Genomic DNA, 18,183 nt, shown 5'->3' with positions numbered 1-18,183 from the left:
TGCATGAGCACTTGGTTTTTAACTATAAATTAGTTTGGGCTTATAGTAATCCAAAGATTACTCGTCGTCACCTTTTTTACCGCCAGACTGGAATTTAGCAATAATGCCTTCCGCCACGTTACGTGGAGTTTCAGCATATTTAGAAAATTCCATAGAGTAAGTCGCACGACCTTGAGACATAGAGCGCATTTGAGTTGCGTAACCAAACATCTCAGCCAGTGGAACTTCAGCACGAATGGCTTTAGTACCGCCAGGCAGATCGTCCATACCTTGAACCATACCACGACGACGGTTAAGGTCACCCATGATATCGCCCATATAGTCTTCTGGCGTTTCTACTTCAACTTTCATGATTGGCTCAAGAAGGATAGGATCCGCTTTCATGAAACCATCACGGAAGGCATAAGAACCTGCCATTTTGAACGACAATTCGTCAGAGTCGACATCGTGGTAAGAACCGTCGAACAATGTCGCTTTGATGCCAACCACTGGATAACCAGCAAGGACACCATTCTTCATACGTTCTTGGATACCTTTGTCAACCGCACCGAAGAACTCTTTAGGTACTACACCACCTACAACTTCTTCAGCGAATTCGTAATCTTTACCAGCATCTTCAGCAAGCGGTTCTAAACGTACGTATACGTGACCGAATTTACCTTTACCACCAGTTTGACGTACGAATTTACCTTCTTGTTCAACCGATTTTTTGATCGTTTCACGGTAAGAAACCATTGGTTTACCAATGTTTGCTTCCACACCGAATTCACGCTTCATACGGTCAACAATAATGTCCAGGTGAAGCTCACCCATACCAGCAATAATGGTTTGGCCAGATTCTTCATCAGTACGTACACGGAATGATGGATCTTCTTTTGCCAAACGGCCTAAAGCAACAGACATTTTTTCTTGGTCAGCTTTAGTTTTAGGCTCAACTGCAAGTGCAATTACTGGCTCTGGGAATTCCATACGCTCAAGTGTAATTACTGCATTTTCATCACACAGCGTATCACCAGTCGTTGTATCTTTAAGACCTACACACGCTGCGATATCACCCGCACGAATTTCTTCGATGTCCTGACGATCGTTTGCGTGCATCTGTACGATACGGCCTACACGTTCACGCTTCATTTTCACCGGGTTATAACACGGGCTACCCGCTTTTAGAACACCAGAGTAAACACGTACGAAGGTTAAGTTACCTACGAATTTGTCGTTCATGATTTTGAACGCAAGCGCAGAGAACGGTGCATCATCAGACGCTTCACGAGACGCTTCAGTTTCGTCTTTGTCGTTAAGGATACCCTTAATCGCTGCAACGTCAGTCGGTGCTGGCAAGAATTCAATCACCGCGTCCAACATACGTTGAACACCTTTGTTTTTGAATGCTGAACCACACATTGCCGGTTGAATTTCACAAGCTAATGTACGAGTACGTAAACCTGCAACGATGTCTTCTTTAGAAAGATCACCTTCTTCCAGGTATTTATCCATGAGTTCTTCTGATGCTTCAGCAGCAGCTTCAACCATGTTAGTACGCCACTCTTCAGCAGTCGCTTGAAGTTCAGCAGGAATCTCGCCGTATTCAAACTTCATACCTTGAGAAGCTTCATCCCAGATGATTGACTTCATTTCGATCAAGTCAACAACACCAGTGAAGTTTTCTTCTGCGCCCACTGGAACAACAACTGGTACTGGATTCGCACCAAGACGAGTTTTCATTTGCTCGATAACGCGGAAGAAGTTCGCGCCAGTACGGTCCATCTTGTTGATAAATGCAAGACGTGGAACGCCATATTTGTTTGCTTGACGCCATACAGTTTCAGACTGAGGCTGTACACCACCTACAGCACAGTAAACCATACACGCACCGTCAAGAACACGCATAGAACGCTCAACTTCAATCGTGAAGTCAACGTGTCCCGGGGTGTCAATTACGTTAATACGGTGTTGGTCGAACTGGTTAGCCATACCTTTCCAGAAGCATGTTACAGCTGCTGAGGTAATGGTAATACCACGTTCTTGCTCTTGTTCCATCCAGTCAGTCGTTGCTGAACCTTCGTGAGTTTCACCTAGTTTGTGGCTCTCACCTGTATAGAACAAAATACGTTCAGAGGTAGTTGTTTTACCTGCGTCGATGTGCGCAGAAATACCAATGTTACGGTAACGAGAAATTGGGGTTTGACGTGCCATGATTTCTAGCATTCCTAAATTTTGTTGTTTAAAACAGGACGCTTTAAGCTGCTAGCAACTTAAAGCGCTTTGATGACAATTGCGTGAAAGCAGTGTTGTCATCTTCCTGATTAGGGCCTGTTTTATGTGCTTAGAAACGGTAGTGAGAGAAGGCTTTGTTGGCTTCAGCCATACGATGCACATCTTCACGTTTTTTAACCGCTGCGCCTTTGCCTTCAGATGCATCAAGCAACTCGCCAGCAAGACGTAAAGCCATAGTTTTTTCAGAACGCTTAGCAGCAGCATCTACCAACCAACGCATCGCTAGAGCAGTACGACGGGATGGGCGTACTTCCATAGGAACTTGATAAGTAGCACCACCAACACGGCGTGCTTTTACTTCGACCATAGGACGAACTTTTTCAAGCGTAGCTTCAAAAAACTCAACCGGGTCTACTTTAGATTTTTCTTGAACGCGTTCTAAAGCACCGTAAACGATACTTTCAGCAATAGATTTTTTACCATCTTGCATTACGTGGTTCATGAATTTAGCGATTGTTTGGCTGCTGAACTTAGGATCCGGAAGGATTTCACGAGCAGCAACTACGCGACGTCTTGGCATTTTAAACTACCTATATATATGACACTTCAGGTTAATCCAGCAGTAGCACAAAGTGTCATGTGCATTCGCTGGCCTTACTACACGTCGCTTGAATTTTCACAAAATTAAATGAAGAAATCAGACAAGCGAGACGATAAAGGATTACGGTTCTACAGTCTTAGAAAATTGTTCTTAAACAATTATTTCTTAGGACGTTTAGTACCGTATTTAGAGCGAGACTGGTTACGATCTTTAACACCAGCACAGTCTAAAGAACCACGAACAGTATGGTAACGTACACCTGGTAAATCTTTAACACGACCACCACGGATCAGAACAACACTGTGCTCTTGTAGGTTATGGCCTTCACCACCGATGTAGCTAGAAACTTCAAAACCTGAAGTTAAGCGAACACGGCAAACTTTACGCATTGCTGAGTTAGGTTTTTTAGGTGTAGTTGTGTAAACACGTGTACAAACACCACGGCGTTGTGGACAAGCCTTTAACGCAGGAACTTTAGATTTTTCAACTAAAGTCGTACGACCCTTGCGGATCAACTGATTTGTTGTTGCCATGTGGCAATTCTCCCGTTAATAAAAAGCCCCAAAAAACTACTACTTTTTGAGGGCATGCAATTGTAAGTCAAGATGGAAAATCGGTCAATATATCTGTGCCAGACAAAGTCCGATAAGTTCAAGACTTACACTATTCATTACAGCATCATTTACTGCTTGTTTTTTGATTTTTTAGCACTATTTTTTGTAACATCTTCAGCTTTCTCGGTAGCTTGCGGCTGCTTAGCCTCCACTGCCTGATCCTTCTGTTCCGCCGCATCGATATTTTCTGCTGTAGTAACAGTTTCAATACTTTCAGTATTTTCTGATGGCAGGCCCAACTCTTCGTCCAAGGCGGCATCCGCATCAAAAGCATCTTTAGGAATTGCAGGCTGCTGCATGTGTTTATCTGCTACCGGCTCAACCAATTGATCTGTTAGTTTATCCAGCCCTTCTCTGACTTTTTCATCTTCTTTCACTTCAGCATCTTCAGGGCTCAAATCCTGTTGTTGTTTTTTAACCAGCTTCACCTGAGTGATATGATCATTTCCTTCAAGCGTAATTTCTTTATCTAAAACTGGCTTGTCTGGGGCAGGAGCAACCTCCTCCGCATCATTTTTTTCCAGTAATTTCGGTGCAGCCTGCTCTAACAGACTCATCGCTTTTTCATAAGCTGAATATGGCGATAAACTGGTATCCTGATGCTGTAACAGATACTGACGTGCATGCGAGAAAACGTCCTGAGCTTTTTGATTCACATCATCCACAAAACGATGGCTATATACTGCACCAATTCCCGCACTAGCCAGTGGAGTCAGCCTGGTTAACTGCTCTAGAATAGAAAACTTCGATATATGGTTCATCCAGTCCCATTTCATGCTGCCATCTTCTTTACTGAGCCATTTTTTCAGAGCTTCGATATCATTATCCGAGCCCAGCATGTTCTGTAATTGAGAAAGATCATGAGTTTTAAGGGTATTGCTGATGGCTTTCAGACCGAGCAGCAAGGTCTGTTTTTCTGCAATCAGGCTGAGATCAATCTGTTTAAAAATATGCTGGACGATTTCTTGGTCATCTTCTTTATTCAGGTCGAAACCATAAGAACGGCCCACCTGATAAATGGTACGTAAAGCCAGTAATAACGACGCGGGAATATCAATTGCCGTTCCCACGACACCTGTGGTACCAGTCACTGCACCCTGTAGCGTAGCAATCCATTTATTCTGTTCGCCAAAAGCCTGAGAAAGACGCTTTGAGCGGTCTATGTCCTGAGTCAGCTCTTCCAGCTCTCGTGCACCTGCTTCATCCAGAATGGCATCAACTGAACTCATCTGGTTACTGAAATGATTTAAATGGTCAAAGAAATAATCCGATACTTTTTCAGTAAGCTGCGGAGAAACAAAATGTGCCACGTTATTGACGGTATTAAAGCGACGGCCCAATAACTGACGGGAAACATTCGGGAGATGCTCACGCAACATCTGCTTTGGATTTTCATATTTTTTTGCTGTAAACGGACTTTTCACTTTGGCTGAACCCTCAATTATAGAATTATTATTTAAAACTTTACCGACTTTAGTAACCGAATCAGGTGCGACATGATGTAACAGATCCAATCCTGTTGAGCTGAACTTTTTCGCCACTCCAAACGCATTCGAAATCAGACCATTAGATGATTTATTATTAGCATTTCCCATTTTCCACCTCAGCATGCACGTGCTTGTATTTGGTATAAATACTAGGTGTAGTCAGCATTTATCTCAACCTTATTCTGTTTCATTTGGTAAAAGCCCTATACGACACTTTATGAACTCAATTCACTGTCACACGGCATAACATTTGCCATAAGATTTCAAAAACCTTTCTGCTATGATGTTCACCATCGTGAAACAGGTGTCAGCGCCATATTTCGCTGTTTTTACAAGGCCAAATATCTCCCTCTGACCCAGAGATAAACTATAAGGATCTGTAGATGAAACGTGTTGTCATCACTGGTATGGGTATTAACTCGTGCATCGGTAATACATTAGAGGATGTAAACCATTCTTTACAAAACGGGATTTCAGGAACACGTTTTAACCCGACTTATGCCGAACTGAATTTTAAAAGCCATGTCAGTGCAGCTGCTGAACAGGATTTCGATGGAATCGACCGTAAACTGAAACGCTTTATGGGCGTCTGCGCCATGTATGCTTATAACACGGCTATCGCAGCAGTTGAACATGCGGGCTTAAAACAAGAAGACCTGGCCAATAACCCGCGTTATGGTATTGCAGGCGGTTCTGGTGGCAACTCGACGGCATCTGTTGTAGAAATGGTTAAACTGCTGGAAGAAAAAGGCGCACGTAAAGTTGGTCCGTTCTTCGTACCACGCAACATGTCCAATACGATTACAGCAAACGTGGGCGTGGCTCTAAAACTTCAAGGTGTGGCACATTCAATCACCAGCGCATGCGCAACCTCTGCCGATGCCATTGGTTATGCGTACAACCTGATTCAGCTGGGCAAACAGGACCTGATGCTGGCTGGTGGCGGTGAAGAAGATCACTGGTCACAAAGCTTGCTGTTTGATGCAATGGGTGCGCTGTGCTCTAAATATAACGACACGCCTGAAACAGCTTCACGTCCATACTCGGCAGACCGTGACGGCTTCGTCATTGCTGGCGGTGGCGGTTTCGTAGTGCTTGAGTCTCTGGAACATGCGCAGGCGCGTGGTGCCAATATTCTGGCAGAAGTGGTGGCGTATGCGGCTAACTCTGATGGTGCGGATATGGTTGCCCCAAGTGGTGAAGGTGCAACACGCTGTATCCTGATGGCACTGGAAGAAGCCAAGCAACATGGTGTCGATAAAATCGACTATGTGAATACACATGGTACTTCTACACCAGCGGGTGACGTGACCGAACTTAAAGCAATGGAGCGTGCATTTGGTGAAGGTCAGGTTCCTCCACTGAGTTCAACTAAATCCATGACCGGTCATAGCTTAGGTGCAGCGGGTGTTCAGGAAGCCATTTACTCAGTTCTGATGATGCAGAATGACTTTATTGCACCAAACATCAACGTGACTGAACTGGATGAAGGCGCAAAACCATTTGATATCGTACTTGAAAAACGTGATGCAAAACTGAATACTGTGATGAGTAATAGTTTCGGTTTCGGCGGCGTAAATGCCTGTCTCGTTCTCAAGAAATGGGAAGGTTAAGCTGCCCCAAATAGGGTGACTTGATGGATGCTCCTTCTGATGCTTTCTTGTGGGTAAAAGCATTACATATTATTGCTGTGGTATGCTGGTTCGCTGCCCTGTTCTACTTACCACGGCTTTATGTCTACCATGCAATGAGTGAAGATGCGATAAGCCATCAACGCTTCCAGATCATGGAACGCAAGCTGTACCGCGGCATTATGTGGCCTGCAATGATCGCCACCTTAATTACCGCACACTTTTTGGTAGATTGGGGCGATGCAACGCGCCACTATCATGAAGCCTTATGGTTTTACCTAAAAGTGGGTCTGGTCGGCTTACTGGTGATTTACCATCTGGTTTGTGGTTATTACCGCAAGCAACTGATGAAAAATGCGCATTACAAGTCCCATAAATTTTGGCGTTTTTTTAATGAAATGCCGACCTTCATTCTATTTGCAGTGGTGATTCTGGTGGTGGTTAAACCCGTCTTCTAATGTCATAACAAAATAAAAAAATCCCCGATCATTCGGGGATTTTTTTATTTAACCGTTACTCTCCAGAGAGTAGCTGTTGACGCTTGCGTGCACGTGGTTTGTATAACAGGTGATAAGTCGCAAATAAAATCATCAGCCAGAGCGGACTAATCATGAGGGCCTTCATGGTATCCGGTTCCAGGCTAAGAATGACCAGCGCGAAGAACAAAAAGATCAGCACGATATAAGACATCCAGATACCACCGGGCATTTTAAAGCTGGACGCTTCATGCTTTTCTGGCTGCTGCTTGCGGTAGCGGATATAACACACCATGATCAGACTCCAGATACTGATAAACAGGATGACACAGAGCGCACTCGCCAAGGTAAAGGCTTCCATGGTATTCGGCACAAAATACTGAAATACCGCACCGGCCATAATAAAACCACAGGAAAATAGGAGGCCTTTAGCCGGAACTGCGCGCTTGGAAAGCTCAGCCAGCCCCTGAGGTGCCTGTCCGCCACGTGCCAAACCAAACAGCATACGGCTGGTGGAAAATACTCCACTATTCATGGAAGACATGACCGAAGACAGCACTACCAGGTTCATGATAATCGCTGAAACAGGAATACCTGCATGCAGAAACAGCGTCACAAATGGGCTTTGATCGGCTGGAATTTCTACCCATGGGGTCACTGACATAATAACCAGTAAAGACAGTACATAAAACAGGATAATTCGTGTCGGGATTGCATTCACGGCTTTCGGCAGATTCTTTTCAGGATCCTTGGTTTCAGCCGCCATTGTTCCTAACAGCTCCACCCCAACAAAGGCAAACATGGCAATCTGGAAGCCAGCCAGGAAGCCCATGGCTCCTTTCGGGAACATACCGTCATGTACCCAGACATTACTCAAGCTGGCAACCGAACCACCAGGTGTCTGAAAATTACTAAAGATCATATAGCCACCGATGGCAATCAGACCCAGAATAGCCAGAATCTTGATCAGGGCAAACCAGAATTCAATTTCGCCAAACAGTTTGACTGTAAGCAAGTTAATTCCAAGTACCAGGAGTACACAACCCGCACTGATCAGCGCTTGCCCCAAAGGGGTAAAGACCATATCAGGTGGCAACCAGAAGTTCAGATAATTGATAATCGCGGCCAGATCGGCAATACCGACCAAAACCCAGCCCAGCCAGTAAGACCAGCCAATATAATAACCGGCACCCGGACCAATCAGGTCATGCGCCATATCAATAAAAGATTTATAGTGCAGATTGGATAGCAGAATTTCCCCTAATGCGCGCATCAGAAAAAAAAACATTGCCCCAATGATCATGTAGATAAATAAAATTGAAGGGCCTGCCAGCGCAATGGTTTTACCAGAACCCATAAACAGGCCTGTTCCAATGGCGCCGCCAATCGCAATTAATTGTAGATGCCGGTTGGAGAGTTTACGTTGCAACTCATGGGGAGACGCTTGCGTCGCGTCAGTACGGGGAGGTGTTTTCATATCTGAACATCCTTTTAAACATCTACAGGACTTACAAAAAAACTCTTCAAATTCGATCCTGAACTGAAGAGTTAATGCTGCTCACCCCAAAGGAGTGAGCTTGAGCCTGTCTAATGTACTGCAGTTATTTACTAACCGATATAAAACCATAGTTCTATCTAGGCTTGAGCTGCGATCACCGCAATCTCGATCAACCAGTCAGGATTAACCAGATCGGCCTGAATGGTGGCACGCGCAGGTGTACCACAACCTTCCATCCAGTTAATCCAGAGTGCATTCACCTGTGGAAAATCTGCCAGATTTTTCACAAATAGCTGTGCAGACAACAGACGGCTTTTATCCGTCCCTGCCAGTTCCAGCAACTGATCAATCTTGGCCAGCACTTCTTTAGTCTGACCCTCAATATCAAGATGGGTACTGTCCGGTACCTGGCCTGACAGATAAACTGTCTGCTGATGAATGGTCACAGCACTCATGACCTGATTGCTGTTTAAACGTTGAATATTTGCATGTTCCGTCATGAATTGCTCCTCGGTTTGCATTTGATATTTTAAAATTTGCAGGCGTCTATTTGGATAGGCACCCGCGCTGTGATAGCACACATAAGTTCATAACCTACAGTGCCTGACCCTGCTGCCACCTCATCAATGGGCAAAACAGCCCCCTTAACAGACTGCCCCCACAGCACCACTTCACTTCCGGGCTGTGCCTGCGGAACAGGCCCCAGATCAACAGCCAGCATATCCATACTGACCCGGCCCAGGGTTCGGGTTCTAATCCCATCGACCAGAACTGGAGTTCCGGTTTGGGTAATGCGCTGATAACCATCCGCATAGCCACAGGCCACAATTCCGACCTGCATGTCCTGCTCGACCACAAAACTGGAGCCATAACCAATCGTATTGCCGGCTGGCACCTGCTGCACAGCAATCAGTTCACTGCGCAGACTCATGGCCGGTTGCAAATTCCAGTGCTCGATACTATGCGCCGGATAGTCCGGTGAACTGCCATAGAGCATAATACCGCTACGCACGATATCTGAATGCAGCTGCTGATGCCGGAGAATAGCTGCGCTATTGCTCAGCGAGATTTTGCCCGGCAGACCTTGGGTCGTTTGAGCAAAAACCAGTTGCTGATGTTCAATGCCCTCTCGGCCCAAGCGCATGCTATCGGCATCAGAGAAATGCGTCATATGGCTAATTGAGCGTATCTGCCGGATGCTTTGCAGTTCTTGAAATACTGCGGCATATTGTTCGGGCAGAAATCCGAGCCGGTTCATGCCGCTATTCATTTTCAGAAATACATCCAACTGAGCTTCTGGTTGCAGACTGACAAATGATTTAAGCCATTCCAGCTGATGCGGAGCATGAATGGCAAAGGCCATTGCATACTTGGCACAGTCAAATAAATCTTCTAGACCAAAGATACCTTCGAGCAATAATAGCGGTTTGTCGCAGCCCAAGGCTCTGAGACGTTTGCCTTCAGCAATATCTAGAAAGGCAAAGCCATCCGCCTGTTGCAAGGCCGGATATACCCGCTCAATGCCGTGCCCATAGGCATCTGCCTTAACCACGGCAAAGACCTGACTTTGGGCTGCAAAGGAACGGGCGACTTTCAGGTTATGTTTTAGCGCCTGTTGATGAATAACCGCGTGAATTGGACGTGGCATAACTCGCTTCCCTGAATCCAAAAATCCTTAAAAACTGCTTAAGCTGCCTGCTGATAACGGTTCAGCGACAAGCCCTCAGTACTGATTTCAGGCGTTTGACCCAACACCAGATCACTAATCAGCTTTCCTGAACCACATGCCATAGTCCAGCCCAAAGTTCCGTGTCCGGTATTCAGGAACAGGTTTTTATAACGGGTTTCACCAATAATCGGGGTACTGTCCGGCGTCATTGGACGTAAACCAGTCCAGAAACTGGCCTGCTCCATGTCTCCACCCGGGAACAGGTCACGAGTCACCATTTCCAGAGTCGCACGGCGATCTTCATTTAGGCCTAAATTAAAGCCGGTCAGTTCTGCCATACCACCCACCCGGATACGCTGGTCAAAACGGGTCAGGGCAATCTTGTAGGTTTCATCCAGCACTGTCGATTCAGGTGCATGAGCAGCATCCACAATCGGAATGGTCAGTGAATAACCTTTCACCGGATAAACCGGTAAATCCAGATGCAATGGTTTTAAGAAATCACGTGAATAACTACCAAAAGCCAGCACATATTTGTCAGCAGTCAGCACCTTGCCATTCACCATAACACCTTTGATTTGATCCCCTTCCACAATCAGTTTTTCAACATTCTGATTAAAGCGAAATTCAACCCCCATACCCTTGGCATAATTTGCAAGCGCATTGGTAAACAGGTAGCAATCCCCGGTTTCATCATTCGGCAAATGCAGACCACCCACCAGTTTGTCCTTGGCTTCGGCCAGAGCAGGTTCAACCTTGGCCAGTCCATCGCGGTCTAGCAGCTCAAATTCAACACCCGTTTCTTTCAGGACTTCAATATCTCGCTGGACTGCCTCTACTTGTGCCTCTTTACGGAAGATCTGTAAGGTTCCTTTAGAGCGGTTTTCATAAGAAATACCGATATCACGACGCAAATTGCGCAAACAGTCACGGCTATATTCTGCCACGCGCACCATACGTTCTTTATTGACGGCATAATGCTGGGCATTACAGTTTTTCAGCATTTGCGCCATCCATTTCAGCTGCCACAAGCTGCCATCGACATTAATGGCCAGTGGCGCATGATGCTGAAACATCCACTGCACAGCTTTAAACGGAATACCAGGTGCGGCCCATGGCGTCGAATAGCCTGGAGAAATCTGGCCGGCATTACCAAAACTGGTCTCTTCAGCCGGCCCTGCCTGGCGATCAAGAACAGTGACCTCTGCTCCCTGCTGTGCAAGATAGTAGGCACTTGTGACTCCAATGACTCCACCACCCAGTACAATAACGCGCATGACATGATCCTCAATGACATTTATAGTTTATTTCACTAGTATATTTTTGGTTAAATAGTGAATTTCACTGTTTTATGAGGATTAATCCAGTGAATCAGCCAATTTTATCGTGCGAATTTAAAAAAGAGAGGAAATAACAAATGCGTAAACTGGACCGGGTAGACCGCATGATTCTAGACATCCTGCAACACGATGGACGGATTGCCATTAGTGAGCTGGCCGCCCGGGTCAACCTGTCGACAACGCCCTGTTCAGAACGGGTCAAGCGACTGGAACGTGATGGTATCATCATGGGATATTACGCCCGTTTAAATCCCGCAAAGGTTGAGCGCAACTTACTGGTTTTTCTGGAAATCAAGCTCTCTGCAAAATCTGGCGATGTTTTTGATCAGGTGGCGCGGGATTTAATTGAAATCCCGGAAGTACTGGAATGTCATCTGATTTCAGGTGAATTTGATTACCTGGTCAAAGCGCGTCTCAAAGAAATGAGTGCGTACCGTCGGCTACTCGGCGATTTACTCAAAAAACTACCCTCTTCGGCATCTTCGCATAGCTATATTGTGATGGAGGAAGTAAAAGAAAGTTTATATCTGGATGTCGGACTTTAAGCATTTCCTCAGACCCTCCCAAAACCTAAAAACAGCAAAGCCTCTATCCGAGGCTTTGCTGTGAGCTATTAATCTAAATAAAATGGATTCGGTTCCTCTATTTAAATAGATCAAGAGGATCAGTTAAACCTCAGGTAGGAATACGCAACACCTGACCTGGGAAAATATCATCTGCGTCTTTTAATAAAGGGCGATTGGCCTGAAAGATTTTATTATACTGGTTGGCATCGCCATAAAAATCCTTGGAGATTTTAGATAAAGTGTCTCCAGATTTGACGGTATAAAATTTACTTTCCGCTTCAGGATTGCTTACAGTCAACTGATCATCAACTTGGGCTACATGATCAATATTTCCCACTGCCAAAATAATTTTTTCACGGTCGGCCTGACTTTGTACTTCTCCGCGTACGGTGGCCAGATCGGTCGTCGAATTATAACTAATTGATAATCCACTAATCGGTAGGCCCAAACTCTTTACATGCCCCAATAATTTATTGGCAACTTCTTGTGCAGAAGGTTCTGCTGCGGCAGCTTGTGGCGTAGTTTGTTGTGGCTCTGCGGCAGCCGTATTTTTCTTGCCTATCCCTTTTACGAAATCAAAAATCCCCATATCCCAACTCCTTTCTCATTGTTAATTAAGATCATTGTTATTAGTATAGTGAAAGCGGCAGATACAGAGTTATACATTGGTAAGCAAGAGTAATGGACTGTAAAGACTTTAAAATCTTTTTAGACAAAAACAAAAAAACCACCTGAATGGTGGTTTTTAAGTTCAGCCCAAAAGCTAAAAATCAGTAATTAACCCAGTTTCTTAGAAACATAGTCAATTGCAGATTGAACAGTGGTGATTTCGTTAGAATCTTCATCAGGAATGGTGATGTCGAAGTCATTTTCGAAAGACATAACAAGCTCAACCAGGTCTAGAGAGTCAGCACCCAAGTCATCCATGAAAGATGCTTCGTTTTTAATCTCTTCGACTTTGATACCAAGTTGTTCTGCAACCGCTTGCTTAACGCGTTGTTCGATATCGCTCACAGGAATTCTCCTCATTGCTTGTGGCGTTTTTAATGCCGTTAGTTTAATTGAATCTAAAAAATTTGGAAAGTTAATACATGTGCTGTTTAGCTCATGTATAAACCACCATTTACGTGAATGACTGTACCGGTAATGTAACTGGCTTTTTCAGAAGCCAGAAAACTTACCGCATTAGCGATATCCTGTGGGTCACCTAAACGGTTTAAAGCCACCTGATCACTCATCTTCTTGCGAATTTCTTCACTTAACTGCTCTGTCATTTCAGTCGCAATAAAACCTGGTGCAACTGAGTTGACTGTAATCTGACGGCTGCCCATTTCTTTGGCCAGACTGCGGCCAAATGCCTCAATTCCTGCCTTTGCCGCAGAATAGTTGGCCTGTCCCGGGTTGGCAAAGTGCGCGACCACAGAACTGATATTGATAATGCGGCCAAAACGCGCCTTGGTCATACCTTTCAGGACACGTTTAGACAAGCGATAGACAGCTTTTAGATGAATGTTCAGGATGTCATCCCAGTCATCTTCCGACATACGCAATAACAGGTTGTCTTTGGTAATTCCGGCATTATTCACCAGTACCAGTACCGAACCGAAGTCTTTTTCAATCTCGGTTACCAGCGCATCAATGGCAGCACCATCGCGCACATCCAGAACCTTGCCTGCACCCTGCTCTGCAAACTGTGCAGAAAGTTTTTCCGCACCAGCTTCAGAAGTTGCAGTTCCTACCACAAAATAACCGTCTTGAATTAATTGTTGTGCAATTGCCGCACCAATACCACGGCTTGCACCTGTCACCAAGGCAACTTTACGTTCCTGTGTCATGCAATTTTCCCTTCTGCCACCAATACGGTGTTTAGTGCATCTTCCAGACGAGACTGAGTATCGAGTGGAAGTGCTTTTTCAATTTTTGGTAAACGTTTTGCCATATTGGCCAATACATTCCCCGGACCACATTCTACGATGTATTCAATTCCTTCATCTTGCAGGAATTGTAGGGTTTTGGTCCATTGTACCGACTCATAAAGCTGCGCCGTTAAAGCCTGACGAAGTGCATTAACATCGGTTGCTGCTTGAGCGCCTACATTTTGTAATACAGGTATACGCGGCATCTCAATGGCACTTTGTTCCAAAGCCTGAGCAAACTGTTCAGCAGCAGGTTTCATCAACGAGCAGTGAGATGGAACCGAAACTGGCAATGCAATGGCTTTGCCGCCATTTTCTTTGGCCAGTGCCATCACTGCTTCAACGCGTTCCTTATTGCCCGCAACCACTACCTGACCTTGTGCATTATAGTTGGCTGCTTCAACCGAACCCTCACCTGCTTCAGTCGCCTGTACACACAGTTCAATAACTTTAGCATCATCCAGACCCAGGATCGCTGCCATAGCACCCACACCCTGAGGAACAGCCGTTTGCATCAGCTTACCGCGCAGGTTCACCAGTTTCACAGCATCGCCTAGACTCAAAGCACCTGCTGCAACCAGCGCACTGTATTCACCCAGTGAATGACCGGCCAGATATTTTGGCGCTACACCGCCCAGCTCTAGCCATACGCGCCATAAAGCAACCGAGGCAGTCAGCAGTACAGGCTGGGTAAATTCAGTCTGGTCTAAACCTTCACCGCTTTGAGCGATTTGCCACAGATCAAAACCTACCGCTTCGGACGCTTCTGCAAAGGTCTCACGAATACCGGCAAACTGTTCTGCCAGTTCAGCCAGCATGCCGGTTTTTTGTGAACCCTGGCCCGGGAATACAAAAGCAGTTTTGCTGGCTTGAGCTGCTTGTTCGAGCTGTTGAGCAGACATAAATAAATCCTTTCATTCAAGAGGTGGCTTTGAATTAAGGGTCATTTGATTGACCAATCCAACCACCTAACTCATGGTGGAGCGCAATTTAACATGGAATTTTGCTGTCTGTAATTGCCAAATACAACAAAATCGGCGGCTTTGGCTTTATAAAGACCAAAAGCAGACATAAAAAAAAGGGAGCTTAATGCTCCCATTTTTTCTACTAAGCTCTAACGCTTAATACATCACCAATTATTCAGCAGATGCTTTAGCGAATAATTGACGACCACGGTAGATACCATCTTTAGATACGTGGTGACGACGGCGAGTCTCACCAGTAGCTTGGTCTACAGTTAATGCATTCTCGGTTAAAGCGTCATGTGAACGGCGCATGTCACGGCGAGAGCGACTTTTACGGTTTTGCTGAACGGCCATGATGGCTCCTTACAAAGATCGAAAAAATGGATCAGAACAAATTCGATTGTCTTATACCTATGAGTATAACACAAAAATTAGTTAAGTTTACCCTTCAAAGCAGCCAAAGCTTCAAACGGATTATCCCGTTTTTCTTCAACTAACTCTTCTTGAGCAGGCTGGTGCTTATGCTCACAAACATCATGCTTAGGAGACAAAGGCAACAACAATAACAGCTCATCTTCTATCAGTGCCAGTAAATCAGCAGTCGCCGGTGCATCATAATCACCTTTGCTCGTTGCTTCACTTTCACCTAGGACGATGAAATCAGCATCCTCATCCAAGCGCTCTATCAGTGACTCATCATCTACAAGAGCCAAATGGAAATCTGAAACAAGTTCAATTTCTACAGGTTCCAGACAGCGCTGGCACTCCATAGAAACTTTTGTTTCAACGTGACCATTTAGCCATGCAATGCGATGATAGGCATCCATTGATAGCTTACAGTCTATGTTAATCAATTGATCATCAATTGATCCAACAGCTTCACGAGCAATACGAACAAAGCGGGATAAAGGCAGTTGACCTGACCATTTAAAGCCCTGTTCAGCCCATTTAAACGGCTCAATCTGTGCCGGAAAGGTATTTGCTGACATAATTAAGGCGGCAATTCTACAAATTCATCAGTACTCTGTCAAAGATTAAGATACAATTTTGTACTTATTTAGACAGACCATTTGGGTAACTTAAGTCATGCATCTGTTGCAGCCGCAAACAGAAGTGAATATTTCATCACTCGTTAGCACACTTTCAACGCCTGATTCTGATAACTCACTCAAGCAAGTGCAACTCTCACTCTGGGCGAATTTATCCTCAGAAGCAGAACAGGTTGATTGGCTCATCTTACACTTTAATCACTGGTTTTCCCACTTAAATGTCAGCTTAGTTCGTGGTGATTTTGAACCAGAATATTTCCCGGCCAGCTCGGACGGTCCGGCAAGAATCCAGTTTGCTCATGGCTTTTTCAACAGCGCCCTGCATGAGATCAGTCACTGGACCATTGCTGGCGATGAGCGCCGCAAACTGCCAGACTTGGGCTATTGGTATGCGCCAGATGGCCGGACCCAGGAGCAGCAGGCCTTATTTGAACAGGTGGAAATCAAGCCGCAAGCAATTGAGTGGATGTTTGCCACCGCCTTTGGGCGTAAATTCCGGGTTTCTTTAGATAATCTGACTGGTGAAGGCGGGGATGGAACCAGCTTTAAAGACAATGTTCATGCCCAGGTGCAGCGCTATTTTAATGGCGACGCCAGACTGCCACGCGATGCCAATCGCTTCATTGAGTATATTTGCGCCTGTACGCGGAATGGCGAAAGTTTACAAGCTCATGAGTTTTTACGTGAAATGCTTGATTAGATTACACAAATCTACCTGTTTATGATTGCCAGTGGCTCAATATGCGCTTCATAATAGAGCAATGGCAGAGTTTGGAGGAATATTTATGCTGCATTTACGTGTACACCCGGATAATCCGCAACCTCGTTTAATCAGCCAGGCGGTCGAGCGTATCCGTGCCGGGGATGTGATTGTTTATCCTACCGATGCGGCCTATGCAATTGGCTGCCAGATCGGAAATAAAAATGCCATGGAACGGATTGCACAGATTCGTGGACTTGGCCCCAAGCATCAATATGCCATTCTCTGCTGTGACCTGTCCGATATTGCGACCTATGCCAAAGTCGACAATGCCATGTATCGTTTGTTGAAGAACAATACACCGGCCGTCACTACCTTTATTTTACCAGCCACCAGTGAGGTTCCACGCCGCCTGATGCATCCAAAGAAGAAAACGATTGGGCTGCGTATTCCCAGCAATCAGGTCTGCCAGATGCTCCTTAAAGAGCTGGGGGAGCCTTTGCTGACCTCCACCCTTATTCTTCCCGGTCAAGATGATCCTCTGGATGATCCTTTTGATATTGAAACCCAGCTCGGCAAGCGTATTGATGTATTTGTAGATAGTGGTCTGGGAACCTTAAGTACCACCTCAATTGTAGATCTTTCGGGGGAAAATCCGGAAATTGTGCGTCGCGGCGTAGGTGATGTAAGTGCTTTTGAGTAAATCACGTAAATAGATTGAAAAAATACAGGAGGCATATAAATGGATTTATTTTATATCCTCCTGAATTACCATACCTTTCCGGCACATCAGCTGATTTATGCAGAACAGCCTTGGACCTTGCAATCAAGAGCCATCCTGGTCGAAGCTAGTTCTTCTCCGGTCTTGCATCTTGACCAGATTGAATATAAGTTCTTTCTTGAGCTTTCTTGGGTTCACAGACTTTTCCAGCTCTATTCAAACCAGAATTTATGTCTGGCCAGCAGCTATCAACGTATGATTGAATTTGCCTTACGGCAACAGTCCGATTGACGAACTCAGCATCTTTCCGTTCAATTCCAAGTTATAGATAATTTCAGCAAGTATTTTAAAGAGCTTCAGGCTTCCAAATAAATAACTTAAACCAAGAAAGTTCGATCTTGTGCCCTTCATTTGTAGACGCTTTAGCCTCTGTGATTCTATATTTTTGAATTCTGGCATAATTCAGGAGAAAATTGACCATGCGATGTAGTGTATCGTTTGAAATTTCATGAGTTCATATCGCTGAATCAGATAATGCTGATCTATACTCATTTTTATGCACTCCAACACATCTAAACTCACCATAGAATTCTGCCAGAAGCTTTCACTTTATTGGGCTTTTTATGAGGATAGAGCAGATTTTAAATACATGAATAGTAGATTTAATTTCGCGTTTTTAGCAAAATTATTTTCAAACAATTTATTTAGCAAGTTTTTTACCGTACAATAGCGCCAC

Annotated in this window: 20 protein-coding genes; 6 read left to right on the top strand and 14 right to left on the bottom strand. The window is 45.0% G+C overall.

Annotated features, from left to right (window positions below; all coding sequences use genetic code 11):
* Positions 1-57 precede the first annotated feature (57 nt).
* The 4 genes from fusA to E5Y90_RS03370 form a co-directional block, all read right to left on the bottom strand.
* Entirely contained in the window at positions 58-2,193 is a 2,136-nt protein-coding gene (fusA, locus tag E5Y90_RS03385) for an elongation factor G (protein WP_151203691.1), read from the bottom strand.
* 130 nt (positions 2,194-2,323) lie between these two features.
* A complete protein-coding gene (gene rpsG, locus E5Y90_RS03380; RefSeq protein ID WP_151203689.1) occupies positions 2,324-2,794 on the bottom strand; it encodes a 30S ribosomal protein S7 in 471 nt (156 codons plus the stop codon).
* Between the two features lie 179 nt (positions 2,795-2,973).
* Positions 2,974-3,348, bottom strand: a complete 375-nt coding sequence (rpsL, locus tag E5Y90_RS03375) for a 30S ribosomal protein S12 (RefSeq protein ID WP_002050319.1) — start codon at positions 3,346-3,348, stop codon at positions 2,974-2,976.
* 149 nt (positions 3,349-3,497) lie between these two features.
* Positions 3,498-5,024 (bottom strand): EcsC family protein, encoded by a 1,527-nt coding sequence (locus tag E5Y90_RS03370; RefSeq protein WP_174659408.1) that lies wholly within the window; start codon positions 5,022-5,024, stop codon positions 3,498-3,500.
* Between the two features lie 275 nt (positions 5,025-5,299).
* On the opposite strand from E5Y90_RS03370, the gene E5Y90_RS03365 reads away from it, so the two are divergent.
* Positions 5,300-6,529 (top strand): beta-ketoacyl synthase N-terminal-like domain-containing protein, encoded by a 1,230-nt coding sequence (locus E5Y90_RS03365; protein ID WP_174659407.1) that lies wholly within the window; start codon positions 5,300-5,302, stop codon positions 6,527-6,529.
* Between the two features lie 23 nt (positions 6,530-6,552).
* Positions 6,553-7,005, top strand: coding sequence for a protoporphyrinogen oxidase HemJ (gene hemJ, locus E5Y90_RS03360; RefSeq protein WP_151205609.1), 453 nt, complete (start codon positions 6,553-6,555; stop codon positions 7,003-7,005).
* Positions 7,006-7,060: 55 nt separating this feature from the next.
* Here the strand turns inward: hemJ and E5Y90_RS03355 are convergent, their stop codons facing one another.
* The 4 genes from E5Y90_RS03355 to E5Y90_RS03340 form a co-directional block, all read right to left on the bottom strand.
* Positions 7,061-8,500, bottom strand: a complete 1,440-nt coding sequence (locus E5Y90_RS03355; RefSeq protein WP_151207352.1) for an amino acid permease — start codon at positions 8,498-8,500, stop codon at positions 7,061-7,063.
* A gap of 158 nt (positions 8,501-8,658) precedes the next feature.
* Positions 8,659-9,021 carry a RidA family protein gene (locus tag E5Y90_RS03350; RefSeq protein WP_174659406.1) on the bottom strand — a complete coding sequence of 121 codons (363 nt, stop codon included), beginning with the start codon at positions 9,019-9,021 and terminating at the stop codon, positions 8,659-8,661.
* A 29-nt stretch (positions 9,022-9,050) separates the two neighbouring features.
* The gene (gene alr, locus E5Y90_RS03345; RefSeq protein WP_174659405.1) at positions 9,051-10,169 is read right to left on the bottom strand and encodes an alanine racemase; all 1,119 of its coding nucleotides are present in this window, start codon (positions 10,167-10,169) and stop codon (positions 9,051-9,053) included.
* A 38-nt stretch (positions 10,170-10,207) separates the two neighbouring features.
* Positions 10,208-11,467 (bottom strand): D-amino acid dehydrogenase, encoded by a 1,260-nt coding sequence (locus E5Y90_RS03340; protein WP_174659404.1) that lies wholly within the window; start codon positions 11,465-11,467, stop codon positions 10,208-10,210.
* 140 nt (positions 11,468-11,607) lie between these two features.
* Here E5Y90_RS03340 and E5Y90_RS03335 point away from each other — a divergent pair, with 140 nt between their 5' ends.
* Entirely contained in the window at positions 11,608-12,075 is a 468-nt protein-coding gene (locus E5Y90_RS03335) for an Lrp/AsnC ligand binding domain-containing protein (RefSeq protein ID WP_151205518.1), read from the top strand.
* Positions 12,076-12,205: 130 nt separating this feature from the next.
* Here the strand turns inward: E5Y90_RS03335 and lysM are convergent, their stop codons facing one another.
* The 6 genes from lysM to E5Y90_RS03305 form a co-directional block, all read right to left on the bottom strand.
* The gene (gene lysM / locus E5Y90_RS03330; RefSeq protein ID WP_151207344.1) at positions 12,206-12,685 is read right to left on the bottom strand and encodes a peptidoglycan-binding protein LysM; all 480 of its coding nucleotides are present in this window, start codon (positions 12,683-12,685) and stop codon (positions 12,206-12,208) included.
* Positions 12,686-12,873: 188 nt separating this feature from the next.
* On the bottom strand, positions 12,874-13,110 hold the full coding sequence (gene acpP / locus E5Y90_RS03325) for an acyl carrier protein (protein ID WP_004893297.1): 237 nt from the start codon (positions 13,108-13,110) through the stop codon (positions 12,874-12,876).
* 86 nt (positions 13,111-13,196) lie between these two features.
* Entirely contained in the window at positions 13,197-13,931 is a 735-nt protein-coding gene (gene fabG / locus E5Y90_RS03320) for a 3-oxoacyl-ACP reductase FabG (protein ID WP_151205520.1), read from the bottom strand.
* A complete protein-coding gene (gene fabD, locus E5Y90_RS03315) occupies positions 13,928-14,914 on the bottom strand; it encodes an ACP S-malonyltransferase (RefSeq protein WP_151207342.1) in 987 nt (328 codons plus the stop codon). Before fabD ends, fabG begins: the two co-directional genes overlap by 4 nt.
* Before the next feature lie 234 nt (positions 14,915-15,148).
* Complete coding sequence (gene rpmF / locus E5Y90_RS03310) at positions 15,149-15,331, bottom strand: 50S ribosomal protein L32 (RefSeq protein WP_151204915.1); 183 nt, start codon at positions 15,329-15,331, stop codon at positions 15,149-15,151.
* A gap of 77 nt (positions 15,332-15,408) precedes the next feature.
* The gene (locus E5Y90_RS03305; RefSeq protein WP_174659403.1) at positions 15,409-15,966 is read right to left on the bottom strand and encodes a YceD family protein; all 558 of its coding nucleotides are present in this window, start codon (positions 15,964-15,966) and stop codon (positions 15,409-15,411) included.
* A gap of 97 nt (positions 15,967-16,063) precedes the next feature.
* Here E5Y90_RS03305 and E5Y90_RS03300 point away from each other — a divergent pair, with 97 nt between their 5' ends.
* The 3 genes from E5Y90_RS03300 (at position 16,064) to E5Y90_RS03290 (ending at position 17,738) form a co-directional block, all read left to right on the top strand.
* A complete protein-coding gene (locus E5Y90_RS03300; protein WP_174659402.1) occupies positions 16,064-16,726 on the top strand; it encodes an elongation factor P hydroxylase in 663 nt (220 codons plus the stop codon).
* Positions 16,727-16,811: 85 nt separating this feature from the next.
* Complete coding sequence (locus E5Y90_RS03295) at positions 16,812-17,429, top strand: L-threonylcarbamoyladenylate synthase (RefSeq protein ID WP_174659401.1); 618 nt, start codon at positions 16,812-16,814, stop codon at positions 17,427-17,429.
* Positions 17,430-17,468: 39 nt separating this feature from the next.
* Entirely contained in the window at positions 17,469-17,738 is a 270-nt protein-coding gene (locus E5Y90_RS03290; RefSeq protein WP_174659400.1) for a hypothetical protein, read from the top strand.
* The last annotated feature ends 445 nt before the right edge of the window (positions 17,739-18,183 follow it).

Origin of the sequence: Acinetobacter sp. 10FS3-1, assembly GCF_013343215.1 — a bacterium.
Classification (GTDB): Bacteria; Pseudomonadota; Gammaproteobacteria; order Pseudomonadales; family Moraxellaceae; genus Acinetobacter; species Acinetobacter lwoffii_C.
Note: the sequence above shows the minus strand (reverse complement) of the source record. Positions and strands in the feature narration are given on the sequence as shown.

What these genes read in the sequence shown, in the direction of transcription:
- fusA (WP_151203691.1), bottom strand. Translation starts at nt 2,193, where the DNA reads ATGGCACGTCAAACCCCAATTTCTCGTTACCGTAACATTGGTATTTCT.
- rpsG (WP_151203689.1), bottom strand. Translation starts at nt 2,794, where the DNA reads ATGCCAAGACGTCGCGTAGTTGCTGCTCGTGAAATCCTTCCGGATCCT.
- rpsL (WP_002050319.1), bottom strand. Translation starts at nt 3,348, where the DNA reads ATGGCAACAACAAATCAGTTGATCCGCAAGGGTCGTACGACTTTAGTT.
- E5Y90_RS03370 (WP_174659408.1), bottom strand. Translation starts at nt 5,024, where the DNA reads ATGGGAAATGCTAATAATAAATCATCTAATGGTCTGATTTCGAATGCG.
- E5Y90_RS03365 (WP_174659407.1), top strand. Translation starts at nt 5,300, where the DNA reads ATGAAACGTGTTGTCATCACTGGTATGGGTATTAACTCGTGCATCGGT.
- hemJ (WP_151205609.1), top strand. Translation starts at nt 6,553, where the DNA reads ATGGATGCTCCTTCTGATGCTTTCTTGTGGGTAAAAGCATTACATATT.
- E5Y90_RS03355 (WP_151207352.1), bottom strand. Translation starts at nt 8,500, where the DNA reads ATGAAAACACCTCCCCGTACTGACGCGACGCAAGCGTCTCCCCATGAG.
- E5Y90_RS03350 (WP_174659406.1), bottom strand. Translation starts at nt 9,021, where the DNA reads ATGACGGAACATGCAAATATTCAACGTTTAAACAGCAATCAGGTCATG.
- alr (WP_174659405.1), bottom strand. Translation starts at nt 10,169, where the DNA reads ATGCCACGTCCAATTCACGCGGTTATTCATCAACAGGCGCTAAAACAT.
- E5Y90_RS03340 (WP_174659404.1), bottom strand. Translation starts at nt 11,467, where the DNA reads ATGCGCGTTATTGTACTGGGTGGTGGAGTCATTGGAGTCACAAGTGCC.
- E5Y90_RS03335 (WP_151205518.1), top strand. Translation starts at nt 11,608, where the DNA reads ATGCGTAAACTGGACCGGGTAGACCGCATGATTCTAGACATCCTGCAA.
- lysM (WP_151207344.1), bottom strand. Translation starts at nt 12,685, where the DNA reads ATGGGGATTTTTGATTTCGTAAAAGGGATAGGCAAGAAAAATACGGCT.
- fabG (WP_151205520.1), bottom strand. Translation starts at nt 13,931, where the DNA reads ATGACACAGGAACGTAAAGTTGCCTTGGTGACAGGTGCAAGCCGTGGT.
- fabD (WP_151207342.1), bottom strand. Translation starts at nt 14,914, where the DNA reads ATGTCTGCTCAACAGCTCGAACAAGCAGCTCAAGCCAGCAAAACTGCT.
- rpmF (WP_151204915.1), bottom strand. Translation starts at nt 15,331, where the DNA reads ATGGCCGTTCAGCAAAACCGTAAAAGTCGCTCTCGCCGTGACATGCGC.
- E5Y90_RS03305 (WP_174659403.1), bottom strand. Translation starts at nt 15,966, where the DNA reads ATGTCAGCAAATACCTTTCCGGCACAGATTGAGCCGTTTAAATGGGCT.
- E5Y90_RS03300 (WP_174659402.1), top strand. Translation starts at nt 16,064, where the DNA reads ATGCATCTGTTGCAGCCGCAAACAGAAGTGAATATTTCATCACTCGTT.
- E5Y90_RS03295 (WP_174659401.1), top strand. Translation starts at nt 16,812, where the DNA reads ATGCTGCATTTACGTGTACACCCGGATAATCCGCAACCTCGTTTAATC.
- E5Y90_RS03290 (WP_174659400.1), top strand. Translation starts at nt 17,469, where the DNA reads ATGGATTTATTTTATATCCTCCTGAATTACCATACCTTTCCGGCACAT.